Source organism: Aeromonas sp. s6 (assembly GCF_040907815.1).
GTDB lineage: Bacteria > Pseudomonadota > Gammaproteobacteria > Enterobacterales > Aeromonadaceae > Aeromonas > Aeromonas caviae.
In genome coordinates this window covers 1-17,877 of record NZ_JBFOCN010000045.1, presented here as the reverse complement: position 1 = coordinate 17,877, position 17,877 = coordinate 1, and the positions used below count along the sequence as shown (strand labels likewise).

At 63.2% G+C, this 17,877-nt stretch carries 12 protein-coding genes; 10 read left to right on the top strand and 2 right to left on the bottom strand.

All coding sequences use genetic code 11. The features are described from left to right. Position 1 precedes the first annotated feature (1 nt). From AB5Y50_RS06605 to hutW, 6 genes are all read left to right on the top strand, one after another. Positions 2-340 (top strand): 4a-hydroxytetrahydrobiopterin dehydratase, encoded by a 339-nt coding sequence (locus AB5Y50_RS06605; protein WP_010674539.1) that lies wholly within the window; start codon positions 2-4, stop codon positions 338-340. Between the two features lie 142 nt (positions 341-482). Further along, complete coding sequence (gene tyrR / locus AB5Y50_RS06600; RefSeq protein ID WP_043156202.1) at positions 483-2,030, top strand: transcriptional regulator TyrR; 1,548 nt, start codon at positions 483-485, stop codon at positions 2,028-2,030. A 198-nt stretch (positions 2,031-2,228) separates the two neighbouring features. Beyond that, complete coding sequence (locus AB5Y50_RS06595) at positions 2,229-2,771, top strand: YfiR family protein (RefSeq protein WP_272865644.1); 543 nt, start codon at positions 2,229-2,231, stop codon at positions 2,769-2,771. Further along, positions 2,768-4,009, top strand: coding sequence for a diguanylate cyclase (locus tag AB5Y50_RS06590; protein WP_043156205.1), 1,242 nt, complete (start codon positions 2,768-2,770; stop codon positions 4,007-4,009). The genes AB5Y50_RS06595 and AB5Y50_RS06590 overlap by 4 nt, the downstream gene beginning before the upstream one ends. Before the next feature lie 33 nt (positions 4,010-4,042). Next, entirely contained in the window at positions 4,043-4,531 is a 489-nt protein-coding gene (locus AB5Y50_RS06585) for an OmpA family protein (RefSeq protein WP_043156206.1), read from the top strand. Between the two features lie 276 nt (positions 4,532-4,807). Continuing rightward, positions 4,808-6,163 carry a heme anaerobic degradation radical SAM methyltransferase ChuW/HutW gene (gene hutW / locus AB5Y50_RS06580; protein ID WP_010674544.1) on the top strand — a complete coding sequence of 452 codons (1,356 nt, stop codon included), beginning with the start codon at positions 4,808-4,810 and terminating at the stop codon, positions 6,161-6,163. A 56-nt stretch (positions 6,164-6,219) separates the two neighbouring features. On the opposite strand, the gene xseA is transcribed toward hutW, so the two are convergent. After that, positions 6,220-7,584 (bottom strand): exodeoxyribonuclease VII large subunit, encoded by a 1,365-nt coding sequence (gene xseA / locus AB5Y50_RS06575; protein ID WP_010674545.1) that lies wholly within the window; start codon positions 7,582-7,584, stop codon positions 6,220-6,222. Positions 7,585-7,690: 106 nt separating this feature from the next. Continuing rightward, complete coding sequence (locus AB5Y50_RS06570; protein ID WP_029314444.1) at positions 7,691-8,599, bottom strand: DMT family transporter; 909 nt, start codon at positions 8,597-8,599, stop codon at positions 7,691-7,693. Positions 8,600-8,975: 376 nt separating this feature from the next. Between AB5Y50_RS06570 and AB5Y50_RS06565 the strand changes: the two genes are divergently transcribed. The 4 genes from AB5Y50_RS06565 (at position 8,976) to guaA (ending at position 17,020) form a co-directional block, all read left to right on the top strand. Beyond that, positions 8,976-12,182: an alpha-amylase family glycosyl hydrolase gene (locus tag AB5Y50_RS06565; RefSeq protein ID WP_223918102.1), complete on the top strand. Its 3,207-nt coding sequence runs from the start codon at positions 8,976-8,978 to the stop codon at positions 12,180-12,182. Between the two features lie 799 nt (positions 12,183-12,981). Next, positions 12,982-13,617 carry a YitT family protein gene (locus AB5Y50_RS06560; RefSeq protein WP_010674548.1) on the top strand — a complete coding sequence of 212 codons (636 nt, stop codon included), beginning with the start codon at positions 12,982-12,984 and terminating at the stop codon, positions 13,615-13,617. 265 nt (positions 13,618-13,882) lie between these two features. Continuing rightward, positions 13,883-15,346, top strand: coding sequence for an IMP dehydrogenase (gene guaB / locus AB5Y50_RS06555; RefSeq protein WP_010674549.1), 1,464 nt, complete (start codon positions 13,883-13,885; stop codon positions 15,344-15,346). Positions 15,347-15,430: 84 nt separating this feature from the next. After that, positions 15,431-17,020: a glutamine-hydrolyzing GMP synthase gene (gene guaA, locus AB5Y50_RS06550; protein WP_010674550.1), complete on the top strand. Its 1,590-nt coding sequence runs from the start codon at positions 15,431-15,433 to the stop codon at positions 17,018-17,020. The last annotated feature ends 857 nt before the right edge of the window (positions 17,021-17,877 follow it).

The following is a 17,877-nucleotide window of genomic DNA, read 5'->3' as shown; positions in this document are numbered from 1 at the left end:
AATGACTGAACTGGCGAGTCAACGATGCGAGGCGTGCCGCGCCGATGCCCCCAGGGTGAGCGATCAGGAGCTGGGGGAGCTGATGCACCTCATCCCCGACTGGCAGCCCCTGGTGGTCAACGGCGAGCTGCAACTGCGCCGTGAATTTGTGTTTCGCAACTTCAAGGAGGGGCTGGCGTTCACCAACCGCCTCGGAGAACTGGCGGAGGCGGAGTTCCATCATCCGGCGATCTTGCTTGAATGGGGCAAGGTGACCGTGAGCTGGTGGACCCACAAGATAGGCGGCTTGCATCGCAACGATTTCATCATGGCAGCCCGCACCGACGGTCTGATGAAGTAACCGCCGTCTGGCGCCAACGCAGACAGGGCCTGCCCGGTGAAAGCGGGGCAGGCCCGCATTTTTGTGGGGGAGCGCTCGCACTGGCGGGATCGAGTCTGTATTATCCCGTTATTCAGAATGTTAGCTAGGAAGTGTGTGCCGAATGCGTCTTGAAGTCAGCTGTGAAGACCGTCTGGGCCTGACCCGGGAATTGCTCGACCGACTGGTGGAGCACAACATCGATCTGCGCGGCATCGAAATCGATACCTCAGGCATCATCTATCTCAATTTCCCCGAGCTGGAGTTTCGTGACTTTCAGCATCTGATGCCGGAAATTCGCCGCATTCCCGGCGTCTATGACGTCAAGACCATCCCCTACATGCCCTCCGAGCGGGAACACCACGAGATAGAGGCCCTGCTCAAGGCACTGCCGGACCTGGTCTTCTCCCTCGACAGCAAGGGGCGGGTGACCCAGGCCAACCAGGCCGCCCTCACCACCCTGGCGTTGCCACCGGACGAGGTGCGCGGCGTGGCGATCTCCTCCCTGGTCAAGGGCTTCTCGTTTGGCCGCTGGCTGGAGTCGGGGGAGATCAAGCCCCAGACCTGCAAGCTGAGCCTCGGTGGCGAAGAGTACCTGGGCGATCTGATGCCGCTGTTCGTGGCCGAAGAGAAGGGCAAGCAGGCTCTGGCCGGCGCCGTGGTGGTGCTCAAATCCGCCCGCCGGGTCGGCATGCACTTCAGTGCCCTGCACGCGGTGGAAGTGGGGGGCTTTGAGCACCTCCAGGCCGAGAGCCAGAAGATGAAAGAGGTGCTGGCCCAGGCTGCCAAGCTCGCGATGCAGGACGCTCCCTTGCTCATCGTGGGGGAGACCGGCACCGGCAAGGAGTTGCTGGCCCGGGCCTGCCACGGCGCCAGCCTGCGCTCCAGCCACCCCTTCATGGCGCTCAACTGCGCGGCCATGCCGGACAACGTGGCCGAGAGCGAGCTGTTCGGCTATGCCCCCGGCGCCTTTGGCAACAACACCGAGGGCAAGCGCGGGGTGCTGGAGCTGGCCAGCGGCGGCACCCTGATGCTGGACGAGATCGGCGACATGTCCCCCCATCTGCAGACCAAGTTCCTGCGGGTGCTGCAAGATGGCGTGTTTCGCCGGGTCGGTGACGAGCAGGAGGTGAGGGTCAACGTGCGCTTCATCTGCACCACCCAGAAGCAGTTGCTGGATCTGGTCCATGAAGGGAAGTTTCGCGAAGATCTCTACTACCGCCTCAATGTGCTTAGCCTCAATCTGCCGCCGCTGCGCGAGCGCAAGGCGGACATCATGGCCCTGGCCCAGCAGTTCGTGTCGCGCTTTGCCAGCGAACTGCAGCGCCCGCGTCCGCGCTTTACCCGCAACATGGCCGAGTACCTCACCGCCTACCGCTGGCCCGGCAACGTGCGCCAGCTGCGCAACTGCCTCTATCGGGCCATGACCCTGCTGGAAGGGGACGAGATTGGACCCGAGCACGTGGACTTGCCGGTGGCGGCCGATGCCATGCCGCTCATCGACGAGTGGTTCGAAGGGGGGCTCGACGAGGCGGTGAAGCGTTTCGAGAGCCGCCTGCTGGAGCGGCTCTACCCGGCGTTCCCCTCCACCCGCCAACTGGCCAAGCGGCTCGGTGTCTCCCATACCGCCATCGCCAACAAGCTGCGCGAATATGGGATTGGCAAGAAGTAGTGTCGATGGACGGTGTCTGCCTGGGGCATTGAGCGCCTTGCAGGCACGGCTGCGACGCCCGGTGACGCAACCGTGCCACTTGCCTCTGGGGGCTGGCCACCCGGCTGGTAAGCTCGGTGCTGTGCCATGCAGGCACTCTCATCATGGGCGTCGGGTGACCCCGGCGCCGACCTGGACACTCTCGCGGGCACCATGCAGATGTTTTGTTACCTCCGGTTACTGATGTGGCTGGCGCCACTGTGCTGCATGCTGATGCTGGCAAACCAGGCCATGGCGGCGACCTCCGCCGAGGCGCGCAGTGACATGGTGCGCCAGACCGTGCTCGATATCCTCAGTTACACCCGCTGGCCCAGCGAGCCCGCCAGACTTCGGCTCTGCATCACGGCGCCGACGGAATATGCGTCATCCCTTCTGACCATCGAACGGCAGGCCAATGGCCGACCGGTGGAGGTCCATCGCTACGACATGGACGATGAGGCGCTGATCCAGCGCTGCGATGTCATCTATCTGGGGGTGCTGGCACCGGCACAGCGCCTCTCCCTGTTCGAGCGCCTGCGCGGTCACGCCATCCTCAGCATCAGTGAGCAGAGCCGCGAATGCATCGCCGATGCGGTCTTCTGTCTGCAGGCCGGGGAGGAGAGGGTGCGTTTTCGGGTCAATCTGGATGCGCTGGCCCGCAGCGGTGTGCGAGTGCACCCGGCCGTGCTCAAGCTCGCGCGAGCCGATGAGGAGCTGCGATGACGGTCCATCACGCCACTCCCCGGCTTACCCTGCGACAGAGTCTGGGGCGCACCCACATGATGATCTCCCTGACTGCCGTCTGCATGGCCGGGCTGTTTCTGACCGTCACGGCGTTGCTGGCGCTGCGCCTTTATGCGGATCACAACCTCAAGCTGGTGGCGCGGGCCATCAGCTACACCACTGAGGCGGCCGTGGTCTTCCATGACAAGGAGGCGGCACTGGATGCCCTGGAGACCATCACCTCCCAGGAAGACATAGCCAGCGCCAGCATAGTGCTGCCGGACGGCCAGGTGCTGGCGAGCTGGCGCCGGGACATCACTACCCCCTGGACCACCCTGGAGCAGCACCTGGCCCGCCTGATCCTGCCGGGGCCCGTGGCGCTCCCCATGGTGCGCGAGCACAAGGAGATAGCCAGGGTGCATCTGGTCGGTCACGGCCAGTACCTGTTGCGATTCCTGTTGCAGACCTTGCTGGCTACCCTGGTGTGCCTGCTCATCAGTATTCTCGGGGCACTCCATGTGGCGCGCCGGATGCAACGCTCCATCACGGCACCCCTCAAGGCCCTGACCGAGGTGGCTTACAACGTCAGCCGCCAGCGGGCCCTCAAGGAGCGGGTGCCGGCGGCCAATATCGCCGAGCTGCACGAGCTGGGCGAGGATTTCAATTCGCTGCTCGATGAGCTGGAAGCCTGGCAGGCCCACCAGAAGCGGGAGAACGCCAGCCTGCTGCATCAGGCAACCCATGATCCCCTGACCGGTCTGCCCAACCGCGCTCTGTTCGAGGCTCGCATGGAGCAGGCCATCCTGGCAGGCAACAAGGGGCATGAAGGTTTTGCCCTGCTCTATCTGGATTGCGATCGTTTCAAGCAGATCAATGACAACCTGGGCCACAGCATCGGCGACGAAGTGCTGATCGCCGTGGCGCGGCGGGTGCAGCATCAGCTCAGGCCCCTGGATCTGGTCTGCCGGCTGGGGGGAGATGAGTTCGTCATCCTCCTGACCCCGATCCAGGGGGAGGACGAGGTGCGCGAGGTGATAGGGCGAGTGCAGCAGGCCATGAACACCCCCGTGGTATTGAGTGACGGTCGCCATCTCGGGGTGGGGATCAGCATCGGCTCTGCCCGCTATCCCGAGCAGGGGAAGACGGCGGATGCCCTGCTGCAATGGGCAGACGACGCCATGTATCAAGCCAAACGACAACGCAGGGAGGAGAGAGAAACACGAAAAACGAGCACGTGAAGTTGAACCGGAAATAGTGAAAGGATGATAAGAATGCGCATGTTGAACCCGATCAAAGCGGGCCTGGTGGTACTGTTGCTGAGTGTGCTGGCGGCGTGCCAGAGCCCTCCCCAGGGGCTCACGGCGGAGCAGATCGCCGCCTTGAAGGAGCAGGGATTTCACCTGACCGACGAAGGATGGACCCTGGATATCTCCAACAAGGTGCTGTTCGCCAACAATGTGGGGGCCCTCAACCCCGAGACCCGCCAGGTGGTGGAAAAACTCGGCAAGGCCCTGATTGAGGTAGGACTGAACCGGGCCCGGGTGGACGGTCATACCGACTCCAACGGTGATGAGGCCTACAACCAGCAACTCTCCCTCAAGCGGGCACGGTCGGTGGCCGATGTCCTGGTGTCGGTGGGTATGCCACAGGGGAACCTGGATATCCGCGGCCGCGGAGAAGAGGCGCCCATCGCCGACAACGCGACCGCTGCCGGGCGAGCGGAAAATCGCCGGGTTGCCATCATCATCGGCAATGGCTGACCCCCGTCAGCCGGTATCGGCGCGGCGCTCCCGTCAGGAGCCTTGAATCAACCGCCTGATCCTGTGTGTGCCACCACTCTCCAGTGGGAGAGTGGCTCTCTTCCCTTGTTGTTTCACGCCTTCCTTGCCTGACGCGCTGTTGCCCTGATGGTGACAGAGTGACGGCTCAATCCTTCCCGACTTGATCCAGCACAAATACCTGCAACTGATATTGGTTATCATTTGCGTTATTTGAGCAGGGTAACCCCAGTGACGACTCTCCAGCTTTCTTCGACCATGACGGGGCTTTGTACCCCGGATCCCCTCAAATTCGCCTTCACCGCCAAGACGTCGGCCCATGCCAGCCGGGGAGGGACCGCCCCCCTGATGCTGGACGATGCCGGCTGGCAAGCCTGGTGGCAGCAGGAGAGCGAGGCCAAGGCCCGAGCGCTCTATATCCATATCCCGTTTTGCCGCAAGCGCTGCAGTTTTTGCAACTTCTTCGAAAACGGCGCCAATCCGGCGCGCATGAGCCGCTACATGGAGGCACTCTGCGGGTCGCTGCGCCAGGCAGCCGAGACGCCGCTTGTCCAGAGCCGGCCTTTCTCGGCGGTCTATGTGGGGGGCGGTACGCCAACCGACATGGCGGCGGGCGATCTCGCCCGCCTGGCCAGCGTCATCCGCCGTTTTCCCCTGACCGTGGATGCGGAACTGACCCTGGAGGGGCGACTCAACGGCTTTGATGACGAGAAGTGGCAGACGGCCCTGGCGGGCGGTTTCAACCGCTTCTCGTTCGGCGTGCAGAGTTTTGATACCCGCGTGCGCCAGCAGGCGGCCCGCTTCGATGACAGGGAGACCTTGCTGTCCCGGCTGGCGGCGCTGACCCGCCACAACGAGGCGGTGATCGTGGCGGATCTCATCTTCGGTCTGCCGGGGCAGGATGAGGCCGTGTGGCGCCAGGATATCGCGGATGTGATGGCGAGCGGGGTGCACGGGGTTGATCTCTATCAACTCTTCTCCATGGCGGGCACCAACCTGGCGCGCGCCGACGAGAAAGGCACCCAGGGCTGGGCCGCCGATGGCCAGCAGCGGGCAGTCATGTATGCCGACGGGGCACGGACGCTGGAGGCGGGGGGCTGGGAGCGGCTCTCCTGCAGCCACTGGCGGCGCATCGATGCCGAGCAGAGCCGCTACAACCAGATGGCCAAGTGGGGCGCCGAGATCCTGCCCTTCGGCGCAGGGGCGGGGGGCAACATTCACGGCCACGGCCTCATGTATGGCCGGGATCTGGCGCCCTGGCATGAGGCGCAGGCGGGGGGCGTGCGTGCTCCCGGCATGGTGATGAGGCCCAATCCCGATGCCCGTCTCGACGGGCTGCTGCGAGGGGGGCTCGATACCGGATGGCTGGCGTTGTCGCAATTGCCACAGGGGCTGGTCTCCCACCTGATGCCGCTCTTTGAGGCCTGGCAGCGACACGGGCTGGCACGGCTCTCGGCCGAGCGTCTCGCCCTCACCCTGGCGGGGCGTTTCTGGAACGTGAATTTGCAGGCCGGGTTGTTCGAGTATCTGAGGTGCAATCCACCGGGGGGGATCAAGGGGGGCGAGAAACCATCCGGCCACCCGGGCAAGATGGCCGGTCATGCCCTGGTATAACGGGCTATCGGAGCACAGAAAGGAGGCGGGGGCCTGGTGCAGGCCCCCGCTTTTTGTCAGCGGTTGTCGACCTCGTCCACCCGTACCCGCAGCGCTCCCTCTGCGAGGGTGGTGATCAGGGTCTGGCCTGCATTGACCTGGGATGCGCGGCGGATCACCTCCCCGGAGGGGGTGCGCACGATGGCGTAACCGCGCCCCAGGGTGGCCAGCGGGCTGATGCCGTCGAGGCGGGCTCCCAGCATGGCGAGGCTGTGGCGGGCGAGATCCTGGCGTTTTGCGATGAGGGCATGGAGGCGCTCCTCGGCCAGCTGGTGACGACGTTTGCCGATGGCCAGCCGCTTTTCGGGGCTTCTGGCCTGCAGGCGCATGGCGAGGCCCGCGAGGCGCCGCTCCCCCTGGTGCAGGCGATCACGCAGGTGCTGCTGCAAGCGGCGGTCGAGCTCGTCGAGGCGCTGGGACTGCTGCTCCAGCCGTCGCTTGGGATCCTGATGATCGAGCCGCTTCTGCAGCAGGACGAAGCCATGGCGGGCGGCGACCTGGTGACGGCTCATGGCCTGGGTGAGCCGCTGGCGCAGGTGCACGAGGCGCTGGGCGCGGGTGCTCCTGTCCGGCGCGACCAGCTCGGCGGCGGCAGAGGGGGTGGGGGCACGAAGGTCGGCGGCAAAGTCGCTGATGGTGACGTCCACCTCATGTCCTACGGCGCTCACCACGGGGATGGCGGAGCCTGCGATGGCCCGTGCCACCGCCTCTTCGTTGAAGCACCAGAGATCTTCAAGGGAACCGCCGCCGCGTCCGACGATGAGCACATCCACCTCGGCGCGGCGGTTGGCAAGCATGATGGCCGAGACGATCTGGGCGGTGGCGGCGCTCCCCTGCACCTGGGTCGGGTAGATGAAAACGGGCAAGTCCGGGGCGCGGCGTTCAAGCACCGTCAGCATGTCGTGCAGGGCGGCGCCTGTGGCGGAGGTGACCAGCCCGACGGCGCGGGGTTCCCGGGGCAAGGGGCGCTTGCGCCCTTCGTCAAAGAGCCCTTCGGCCCCGAGGCGGCGCTTGAGCTCCTCGAAGCGCAGGGCCAGCATGCCATCCCCGGCGGGCTGCATGGACTCGATGATGAGCTGGTAGTCGCCCCGGGGTTCATAGAGGGAGACTCGCGCCTGCACCAGCACCTGCATGCCATCCTGGGGACGGAACGGCACCCGGCGGTTGTTGCCCTTGAACATGGCGCAGCGCACCTGGGCCGACATGTCCTTGAGGGAGAAGTACCAGTGGCCGGAACTTGGCATCGCCAGGTTGGAGAGCTCGCCGGTGAGCCACACCAGCCCCAGATCCTGCTCCAGGATCATGCGCACGGCGCTGTTGAGGCGGGTGACGGTGAAGATCTGCTGTTGTCTGCTCTGACTGGCGGGTTCGAGGTGATTCAAGGCTGGCCCTGCTGTGGTGTCCGCCGGGGCGGGAGAAACGATGGGGGTCATCTTACCCCAGTTGCGCCCATCTGCCGAGCCATGGGCCCGGCAGATGACGCGGAGCCTAGGCTTGTGCCTTGGCCGACTTGACGGCTCTGGCGGGGCTGGTCACCAGCCAGACCGCGAGGCAGACCACGGCGCCGCCGAACACGAAGCCGCCGGTGAGGGTTTCCCCCAGCACCAGATAGCCCCACAGGATGCCGAAGGGCGGAATGAGGAAGGTGACAGTGAGGCTTCGCAGGGGGCTGATGTCGGCGATCAGCCTGAAATAGAGAAGATAGGCGAAGGCGGTACAGAGGAAGCCGACCGCCAGCACGCTGGCCCAGACCCCAGGCTGGGCCCAGTCGACGGCGGGGCCGGTCGCCAGGGTGTAGCCGAAGAAGGGAAGCAGGAAGAGGACGGCCCCTATCTGGCTGCCAAAGGCCACCAGTTTGGCGTCCAGGCCTCCCCGCTCGGTGACCCAGCGTCTCGTCAGGAAGCCGGCGCAGCCATAGCAGGCGGTGGCGATGAGGCAGGCCAGCACCCCGATGGCCAGTTGGCCGCTCAGGTCGACCTCCCCGGTGGTGGTGATGAGCCCGATGCCCACCAGCCCCAGCATGACCCCGGCCCACTTTCGCAAGGTCAGCGTCTCGTGAAAGAAGGAGAAGCCGATGAGGGCGCCCATCAGGGGCGTGGTGGCGTTGAGGATGGCGGAATACCCTGCGGGCAGCCAGAGGGCCGCCACGGCATACATCAGGAAGGGGACGCCGGAGTTGATGATGCCAAGCACCATGATGGATTTGAGCTTGCCCTGAAACTGCATGGGGGTGCGCAGCAGCAGGAGCATGGCGGCGAGCCCGACGAGGGCGAAGAAGACCCGCAGGAAGGTGGTGTTGACCGAGCCGAACGCCGGCGCCGCGATGCGCATGAACAAAAAGCTGGCACCCCAGATGGCTGCCAGCGCGAGCAATCTCCCGTAATCCGATGGTCTCATCGTTTCTCCCTGAATGAACCGCCCTGTTGCCCGAGATGGCAAGGGGGATTGCATCATGGGGGCAAGTGTCCCCGGTGGCAACGGCGCCGTGCAGGAGGCAGGGGCTGACCCTGTGCCCGAGGTGGTCGCGGAGGGCGGCCATCTTGCTCTCCCCGATGGGGGTGCCCCTCACTTCTGCGCCAGGAAATGAAAGCGCTATCAATCACATACAGCCCATGACGAGGTCGACAGTGGTCACATTTTGCGCGTGCTGGCCATTAATTGGCCATGGGGGACTCTAGACTGGTCGGGCTCATCTGAAGGCGGGACGTTGCGGATGGGGGAATGCCGGGACACACCGGCATCACACACAAACAATGAAAATAAAGGACTATCAATGGCTAGATGGATACTCGCGGCCGGATTGTTGGGAACCCTGATCACGGCGCCGAGCACGGCGGCGGAGTGGTTCTTCCGGGGCACCGCGAATGGATGGGCGGCGACCGCCATGACGTCGACGGACGGCGTCAATTTTGATACCTGTCAGCGCTTCGTGAGCGGGGATGCCAGCGGCGGCCCGCGCTTCAAGATAGACAGGTACGGCAACTGGCAGCAGAGCTACCCGGCGGCCGACTACGGGGTCAATGCCAACACGGCGTACCAGATCCGCATCAACGCGAGCACCCAGGCGGTGAGCGTGACGGCGGTGGCCAGTTGCGAGGCTTCGGGGTTTGCCAGCACCTTGCCGCAGCTCAACGTGCGCGGCACCTTCAACGGCTGGGCCAGCCTCCCCATGACCCTGGTAGGGGATCACCTGTGGCAGGTGGAAGCCTACCTGGATGGCAAGGCGAGCCAGCGCCTCAAGTTTGATCAGGCTGGCGACTGGGCCGTCAACTTTGGCGACAGCAACGGCGACGGCGTGCTGGAGAAAAGTGGCGGCGACATCTTCTGGAGCGCCGTGGGCACGGTGCGCATCCAGGTCAACGATCAGACCCTGGCCTACAGCATCACCCCCCTCGGGGATGACAACCAGCCGCCGCTCGCGGTCATCACCCCGGGGGGGACGGTGAACGTGACCCAGGGGGCGTCGCTCACCTTGAGCGGCAGCGACTCCACGGATCCCGACGGCCAGATCGCGAGCTATCTGTGGAGCAGCGGCGAGACCACGGAGAGCATCGTCGTCAACACCACCCAGACCGGCACCTTCACCTATGGCCTCACTGTCACCGACGATCAGGGCGCCAAGGGCAGCAGCAGCGTGAGTGTGGTGGTCGGGGCAGGACAGAGCAGCGACAGCTGGTACTTCCGGGGCACGGCCAACAACTGGGGGCTCACCCCCATGACCAGCGAGGATGGCACCACCTTCTGCACCGAGCAGGCCTTTGGCAGCAACAACCCCCGCTTCAAGATTGACCACAAGGGGGACTGGAGCGAGGCGTATCCGGCCCAGGATTACCTGGTCAGCGCCAACACCAGTTATCGCATCTGCTTTGACAGCCTGCGCAAGGCCATCGAGGTGGAGACGCTGGCCGGGGCCGATCTGCAGGCCCCCACGGTGACGGCCACCCCGTCTCCGGGGAGTTATGTGGACAGTCAGTCCATCACCCTGGGAGTGAGCGACGATCAGGACAGCGCCCCCGCCGTGCATTTCACGACGGACGGCAGCCAGCCCACCACGGCATCGGCCCGCTATGCAGGCCAGCCCCTGGTGGCGAGTGACAAGGGGAGCGGCACCGATCTGGTGATCCGCACCTTTGCCATCGACGCCAGCGGCAATCAGCGCGAGCAGCGCTTCGAGTACCGTATCGGCGAGCAGGGGGTGGCGAGCGGCGATTTTCGCGCCGAGAGCATCTACTTCCTGCTGACTGCCCGCTTCTATGATGGCGATGCCAGCAACAACTACTACAACCGGGATCGCTACAAAGCGGGGGATCCCCAGTGGCGTGGCGACTTCAAGGGGTTGATCGCCAAGCTCGACTACATCAAGGATCTCGGCTTCACCGCCATCTGGGTGACGCCGCCGGTGGAGAACCGCTCCGGCCTCGACTACCACGGCTACCATGCCTACGACTTCTACCGGGTCGATCCCCGTCTGGAGTCGCCGGGGGCGGGTTACCGGGAGTTCATCCAGGCGGCTCACGCCAAGGGGCTCAAGGTGATCCAGGATGTGGTGCTCAACCACTCGAGCCAGTACGGCCTGCGCGGCAAGACCTGGATCGATCGCCTGCCCGTCAAATACTACGTACCGGCGGGGTCGAGCCAGGGGCTCATCAACAATGGTCCCTATCAGGGCAATCTCGGGGATTACGCCAGCGCCAATCGCTGTGACGACGACAACCCGGCGGCGCCCGACTGGTACAAGGCCCGCTGCCAGTCCGATCCGGCGGGCACCCAGCCCCTGGTAGACCCCAAGACCGGCGCCACCGTGCCGAGCGCAGGCTACAACCCAAACCGCTTCTTCGGCATCGACGCCCAGACCCTGGATCCCGCCTGGTATCACCTGGACGGTTTCATGTCAGGCGGTGACTGGGAGAGCCCGCTCGCCCTGCAGCGCAAGCACATGGCGGGGGACTGCATCGATCTCGCCACCGGCAACCAGAACGTCAAGGACTACCTCAACGGCGCCATTCGTCAGTACCTCGACATGGGGGTCGATGCCATCCGTATCGATACCTTGAAGCACATCGAGCGGGACGAACTGCTGACCTATGTCCATGACTGGCAGGCCCACAAGCCGGGGCTGTTCGTCTTTGGCGAAAACCTGGTCAAGGGCACCGGCTGGGGCTCTGAGCTCGCCAACGACAATGCCTCGGCGGTGATCCGCCCCTGGTGGTATACCCGCACCACGCCGAACCCGGCCAATCCCCGTGCAGGGGGTGATTCCGGCCTCTCGGTGCTGGACTTCTCCCTCTTCTCCACCTTCCGTGACAACGTCACCCGGGGGAACTTTGGCGGGGTAGGGGGGATCTTCGCCATGGACTGGGTCTATGGGGATGCCACCAAGCTCATCACCTTCTTCCAGAACCACGACGTGGGGCCGGACAATGACTTCAAGTACCGCTACGGCGGGGAAGAGGGGAATGCGGCCATGACCTACAACCTGCTCTGGACGGCGCGGGGGATCCCGACCCTCTACTACGGGGAGGAGGTGATGTTCCAGGCGGGCAAGCCCCAGGACATCGACGGGGCCACCATGACGGTGGATCAGACCGGTCGTGCCTACTACGGGGAGGTGCTGGACAACCCCGCCACCCCGAGCCACCCGCTCTATCAGCACATCAAGCGCCTGAACCAGATCCGCAAGGCGGTGCCCGCCCTGCAAAAGGCGCCCATGAGCCAGGTGAACGAGTGGGGGAGCGGCATCAGCTTCGTGCGTGATCTGAGCGCCCAAGGGAGCTACGCTGCCGTGGGCCTTGCGGCCAACTCGGCCCAGCAGATAAACCTGAGTGGCCTGAAGAACGGCACCTACACGGACGCGGTAACCGGTGCGAGCCAGAGCGTCAGCAACGGCAGCCTGAGCTTTGCGGTGCCCGCCTATTCGGCGCGGGTCTGGGTACTGAACGGCCCGGGCAAGGTGGGCGCGGACGGCAAATACCTCAAGTAAGGAAGCCCTGTCACAGGGAGCAGCGAGTCGGCCTTCGGGCCGACTTTTTTATTCTGCCTTCTGCCTATGCCTGAATGGATGCCCCATCCTGATGGGACTCTGGCTGCGGAGGGGCTGGTGAATGGGCAGACCTGTGGACTCGCGACCAGCACGCTCATGGGCAGGGGGCTAGAGGGAAGGGGAGTGGTGCATCCGCCGCCCGAGTCACTCCATGCTCTGCATATTGCAGTGCTCATGGCAGTGAGCAAAGCGGTGCCCATACCGCCTTTGCGCCGCGGTGCAAGGCAAACTGTGCCACTCGGTTGATCTATATTGGTGCAATTGCACTTTATTGGTGCGATCCATCCACATCCGCCCCTGGAGCCCGCCCCGAAGAAACACGCCGTATAGCCCTCGGGCTTACCCCATGACAGGCATCATCCATGCTGAAAAGCGGCATCGTATCGACATGATCTGCCGAAAAACCGGACTGTGAAGGGGATACCACGAGGCCTTTCTCGGTGACTCGGGTAAACATGCTGCGCCACCATGATGGCCGATCACTGAAGTAGTGCATTCGGTCTGCACATTGCGTATTTATCAGAATTTAAATCCGATTATTTATGGTGTCGCGGACTCTTGTTTTGATTGGCGCTCTTTTTGCTGTGCCTTGTCATCCCCATGATGGCGACATCAGGGGGCGGGGGAGCGCAAGATTGGGGGTTGGGACGGCAAGGTGAATGGGTCGCCGCCATCAGCCCCAATGCGGCCTGGTTGTCGGGCAACGGATGCCACCATCAAATCGGATCTAAGGAGTCATATGGAAGGTGAAATGACCATGCAGCCAGCGGCCGCGGGCAGGGGGCTGGCCCATACCCTCAAGGACGATGTCTACGGCATGGTGCTCGGGGTCATGTTTATCGCCGTGGGGCTCAATCTGCTCAAGTGTTCCGGCATGATCACCGGCGGCATCGCGGGCATCGCCCTGCTGATCGCCCATGTCAGCACCCTGCCCATCGGCGTGCTCTTCTTCCTGGTGAACCTGCCCTTCATGGTGTTCTGCTACGTCACCATGGGGCGCGCCTTCACCCTCAAGACGCTGATCGTCAACGTCGCCCTCTCGGCGGCCACCCAGGCGGTGCCGCTGCTGCTGACGGTGAGCTATGTCCATCCCCTGTTTGCCGCCCTGGTGGGGGGAACCTTCCTCGGCATGGGGGTCTTGTCTCTGGCGCGCCACAATGCCTCCGTGGGGGGCACCGGCGTGGTGACGCTCTGGCTGCAACGGCGCACCGGCATCAATGCAGGAAAGAGCCAGATGGTGCTGGATGTGCTGGTGTTTGCGCTCTCTCTGCTCACCCTGCCGCTTCCCCTGCTGCTCTGGTCAACCCTGAGTGCGCTGGCCATGAACGCCATGCTGATGAACTGGCACAAGCCGGGCCGCTATCAGGGGAACTGACCGCCGGTCTGGCTGACGGCTGTGAGTGGAAAAAAGGCCGTTCCGGGAGACTGGCGGCAGAAAGGGGCTCAACGGCAAAAAAGATCATCTTGTCGGGAAAAACGGCATGGTTACGGCTGAATTTATTGGTTTTTTGCCCTGTTGGTGGCGTTAAATCGGGCTACGCCATAAAAAATTCAAAAAACTTCTTTACCACTGCCCAATGCATGAGTAAAATTTGTCGGCAATATTTTACACCCCCACTCCTCAACGGTGAGATATTGCCATGCTCAGGATTGCCAAAGAAGCGCTGACCTTCGACGATGTACTGTTGGTTCCAGCCCACTCCACTGTTCTCCCCAATACCGCCGACCTGCGTACCAAGCTCACGTCTGCGATAACGCTGAATATTCCGATGATCTCCGCTGCCATGGACACAGTGACCGAAGCCCGTCTGGCTATCGCACTGGCCCAGGAAGGCGGCATCGGCTTCATTCACAAGAACATGTCCATCGAGCAGCAGGCTGCCGAAGTGCGCAAGGTCAAGAAGTACGAGAGCGGCGTGGTCAGCGACCCCGTTACCGTGCGCCCTGACATGACCATCGCCCAGATCAAGGAGCTGAGCCACAAGAACGGTTTCGCCGGTTACCCCGTGGTGACTGACGGCAACCAGCTGGTGGGTATCATCACCGGCCGTGACGTGCGCTTCGTCATCGATCTCTCCCAGACCGTCGAACAGATCATGACCCAGAAAGATCGTCTGGTGACCGTGCGTGAAGGGGCCCCTCGTGAAGAGGTGGTGGCTCTGATGCAAAAGCACCGCATCGAGAAGGTGCTGGTGGTCAACGGCGACTTCAAGCTCAAGGGCATGATCACCGTGAAGGACTTCCAGAAAGCCGAGCGCAAGCCCAACGCCTGTAAAGACGAGCGTGGCCGTCTGCGGGTCGGTGCCGCCGTCGGTGCCGGTGCCGGCAACGAAGAGCGCGTCGCCGCCCTGGTGGAAGCCGGTGTGGACGTGCTGCTGATTGACTCCTCCCACGGCCACTCCCAGGGCGTGCTGGATCGCATCAAGGCGACCCGTGAAGCCTATCCTGACCTGCAGATCATCGGCGGCAACGTCGCCACCGCCGCTGGCGCCAAGGCGCTGGTGGAAGCGGGTGTCAACGCCGTCAAGGTCGGTATCGGCCCGGGCTCCATCTGTACTACCCGTATCGTGACCGGCGTGGGCGTGCCCCAGATCACCGCCATCTCCGACGCCGTCGACGCCCTGGAAGGCACCGGCGTGCCGGTGATTGCCGATGGCGGCATCCGCTTCTCCGGCGACGTGGCCAAGGCCATCGCCGCGGGCGCAAGCTGCGTCATGGTGGGCTCCATGTTTGCCGGTACCGAAGAGGCGCCGGGCGAGATCGAGCTCTATCAGGGCCGCTCCTTCAAGTCCTACCGCGGCATGGGCTCTCTGGGTGCCATGTCCAAGGGCTCCAGCGACCGTTACTTCCAGACCGACAACGCCGCCGACAAGCTGGTGCCGGAAGGGATCGAAGGGCGCGTGCCGTACAAGGGCCGCCTCAAAGAGATCATCCACCAGCAGATGGGCGGCCTGCGCTCCTCCATGGGTCTGACCGGCAGCGCGACCATCGACGACATGCGCACCAAGGCCGAGTTCGTGCGCATCTCGGGCGCCGGGATGAAAGAGTCCCACGTTCACGACGTGACCATTACCAAAGAAGCCCCCAACTACCGGATGGGCTGATGAAACGGGGCTCTGCGCCCCGTTTTTCCACCCTTTTTTTATCCCGTGCTTTTTGTGACAACATCAGCCTGATGCAGGAATAAAATGACTAAAGACATTCACGCCCACCGTATCCTTATCCTGGATTTCGGTTCCCAGTACACCCAGCTCATCGCCCGTCGCGTCCGTGAAATCGGCGTCTACTGCGAGCTGTGGGCCTGGGACGTAACCGAAGAGCAGATCCGCGAGTTCAATCCGAGCGGCATCATCCTCTCCGGCGGCCCGGAATCAGTGACCGAGGCGGGCAGCCCGCGCGCCCCCGAGTACGTGTTCAACGCCGGTGTGCCGGTGTTCGGTATCTGCTACGGCATGCAGACCATGTCCGAGCAGCTCGGCGGCAAGGTGCAGTCCTCCAACCTGCGTGAATTCGGCTACGCCCAGGTCGAAGTGCTGGGCCAGTCCGGCAAGACCAGCGCCCTCTTGCGCAACATCGAAGACGCCATTGCCGACAACGGCAATGCCCTGCTGGACGTCTGGATGAGCCACGGCGACAAGGTCACCGAGATCCCCGCCGGCTTCACCACCATCGCCCAGACCGCCACCTGCCCCCATGCCGCCATGGCCGACGAGGCCAAGCGCTTCTACGGCGTGCAGTTCCACCCGGAAGTGACCCACACCCGTCAGGGTGCCCGTATGCTGGAACACTTCGTCAAGGACATCTGCGGCTGCGAATGCCTCTGGACCCCGGCCACCATCATCGACGACGCCGTTGCCCGCATCCGCGAGCAGGTGGGTGACGACGAGGTGATCCTGGGCCTCTCCGGCGGCGTGGACTCCTCCGTGGTCGCCATGCTGGTGCACCGCGCCATCGGCGATCGCCTGACCTGCGTCTTCGTCGACAACGGCCTGCTGCGCCTGAACGAAGGCCAGCAGGTGATGGACATGTTCGGCGATCACTTCGGCCTGAACATCATCAAGGTCGACGCCGAAGAGCGCTTCCTCTCCGCCCTCGCGGGCATTGACGAGCCGGAAGCCAAACGCAAGACCATCGGCCGCGTCTTCGTCGAAGTGTTCGACGACGAGTCCAAGAAGCTCAAGAACGCCAAGTGGCTGGCCCAGGGCACCATCTACCCGGACGTCATCGAATCCGCTGCCAGCAAGACCGGCAAGGCCCACGTCATCAAGTCCCACCACAACGTCGGCGGCCTGCCGGAAGAGATGAAGATGGGTCTGGTGGAGCCGCTGCGCGAGCTGTTCAAGGACGAAGTGCGCCGTGTCGGCCTCGAACTCGGCCTGCCCTACGACATGCTCTACCGTCACCCCTTCCCGGGTCCTGGCCTGGGCGTGCGTGTGCTTGGCGAAGTGAAGAAAGAGTACTGCGACCTGCTGCGCAAGGCTGACGCCATCTTCATCGAAGAGCTGCGCAAGGCCGACCTCTACAACCAGGTCAGCCAGGCGTTCGCCGTCTTCCTGCCGGTGCGCTCCGTCGGCGTCATGGGCGATGGCCGCAAGTACGACTGGGTCATTGCGCTGCGCGCCGTCGAGACCATCGACTTCATGACCGCCCACTGGGCCCACCTGCCGTACGACTTCCTCGGCCACGTGTCGAACCGCATCATCAACGAGATCAACGGCATCTCTCGCGTGGTGTACGACGTCTCCGGCAAGCCGCCCGCAACCATTGAGTGGGAATAAAAGGCGTGGGAATAAGCGGCTAACGCCTCTCTCCCAGCGGTAACGCAAAACTGTCAAAAAGGCGCCCTTGAGGCGCCTTTTCTTTTTCCAATCGTTTGCGAGAAAATTTTGCTCCTGGCGAAGGGGTGAGGGCTCTGTTACCAATGTTGTCGTGGTGAGTGCCCGAGTCGATCGGCAGAACCTCATCTATCGCATCCACACACGGCGGCAGGTTGTGGTTTCTCCGGGCAGAGGAAAGGCTTTGCTGCATAGCCTCTGAAGGCCATCCACGAGTGTTATGCCCAGAAAGTTAAGTGCCACTGTGTCCAGCATCAAAAGATGGGAAGGGAGCACTCCTTCAAAATCCCCCCAAGTGATAGCAGGCGTACCAGTTACCGTTTCAAATGCAAAACCATGGTGCCGCTGCCCAACCCGATCCACGGGGAAGCCGTGGTGCAGATCTTCCAATCCCTGGATGGTTCGGCCCATATCACCGCCATCACCCCGATCTGATTTGGCTACGGGGCAAAGCGGGGAGGGGTCATAGCCTCCAACCAGTTGGCTCCAACACCCAACAATAAGAAAGACACCCGAGTAGTGTCTTTTCATTTTCATATCGTTTGCGTGGTAAAGTAGATTTCCTAAGGAAGGTGCGAATAAGCGGGGAAATTCTTCTCGGCTGACTCAGTCATTTCATTTCTTCATGTTTGAGCCGATTTTTTCTCCCGTAAATGCCTTGAATCAGCCTATTTAGACCGTTTCTTCGCCATTTAAGGCGTTATCCCCAGTTTTTAGTGAGATCTCTCCCACTGACGTATCATTTGGTCCGCCCGAAACAGGTTGGCCAGCGTGAATAACATCGCCAGTTGGTTATCGTT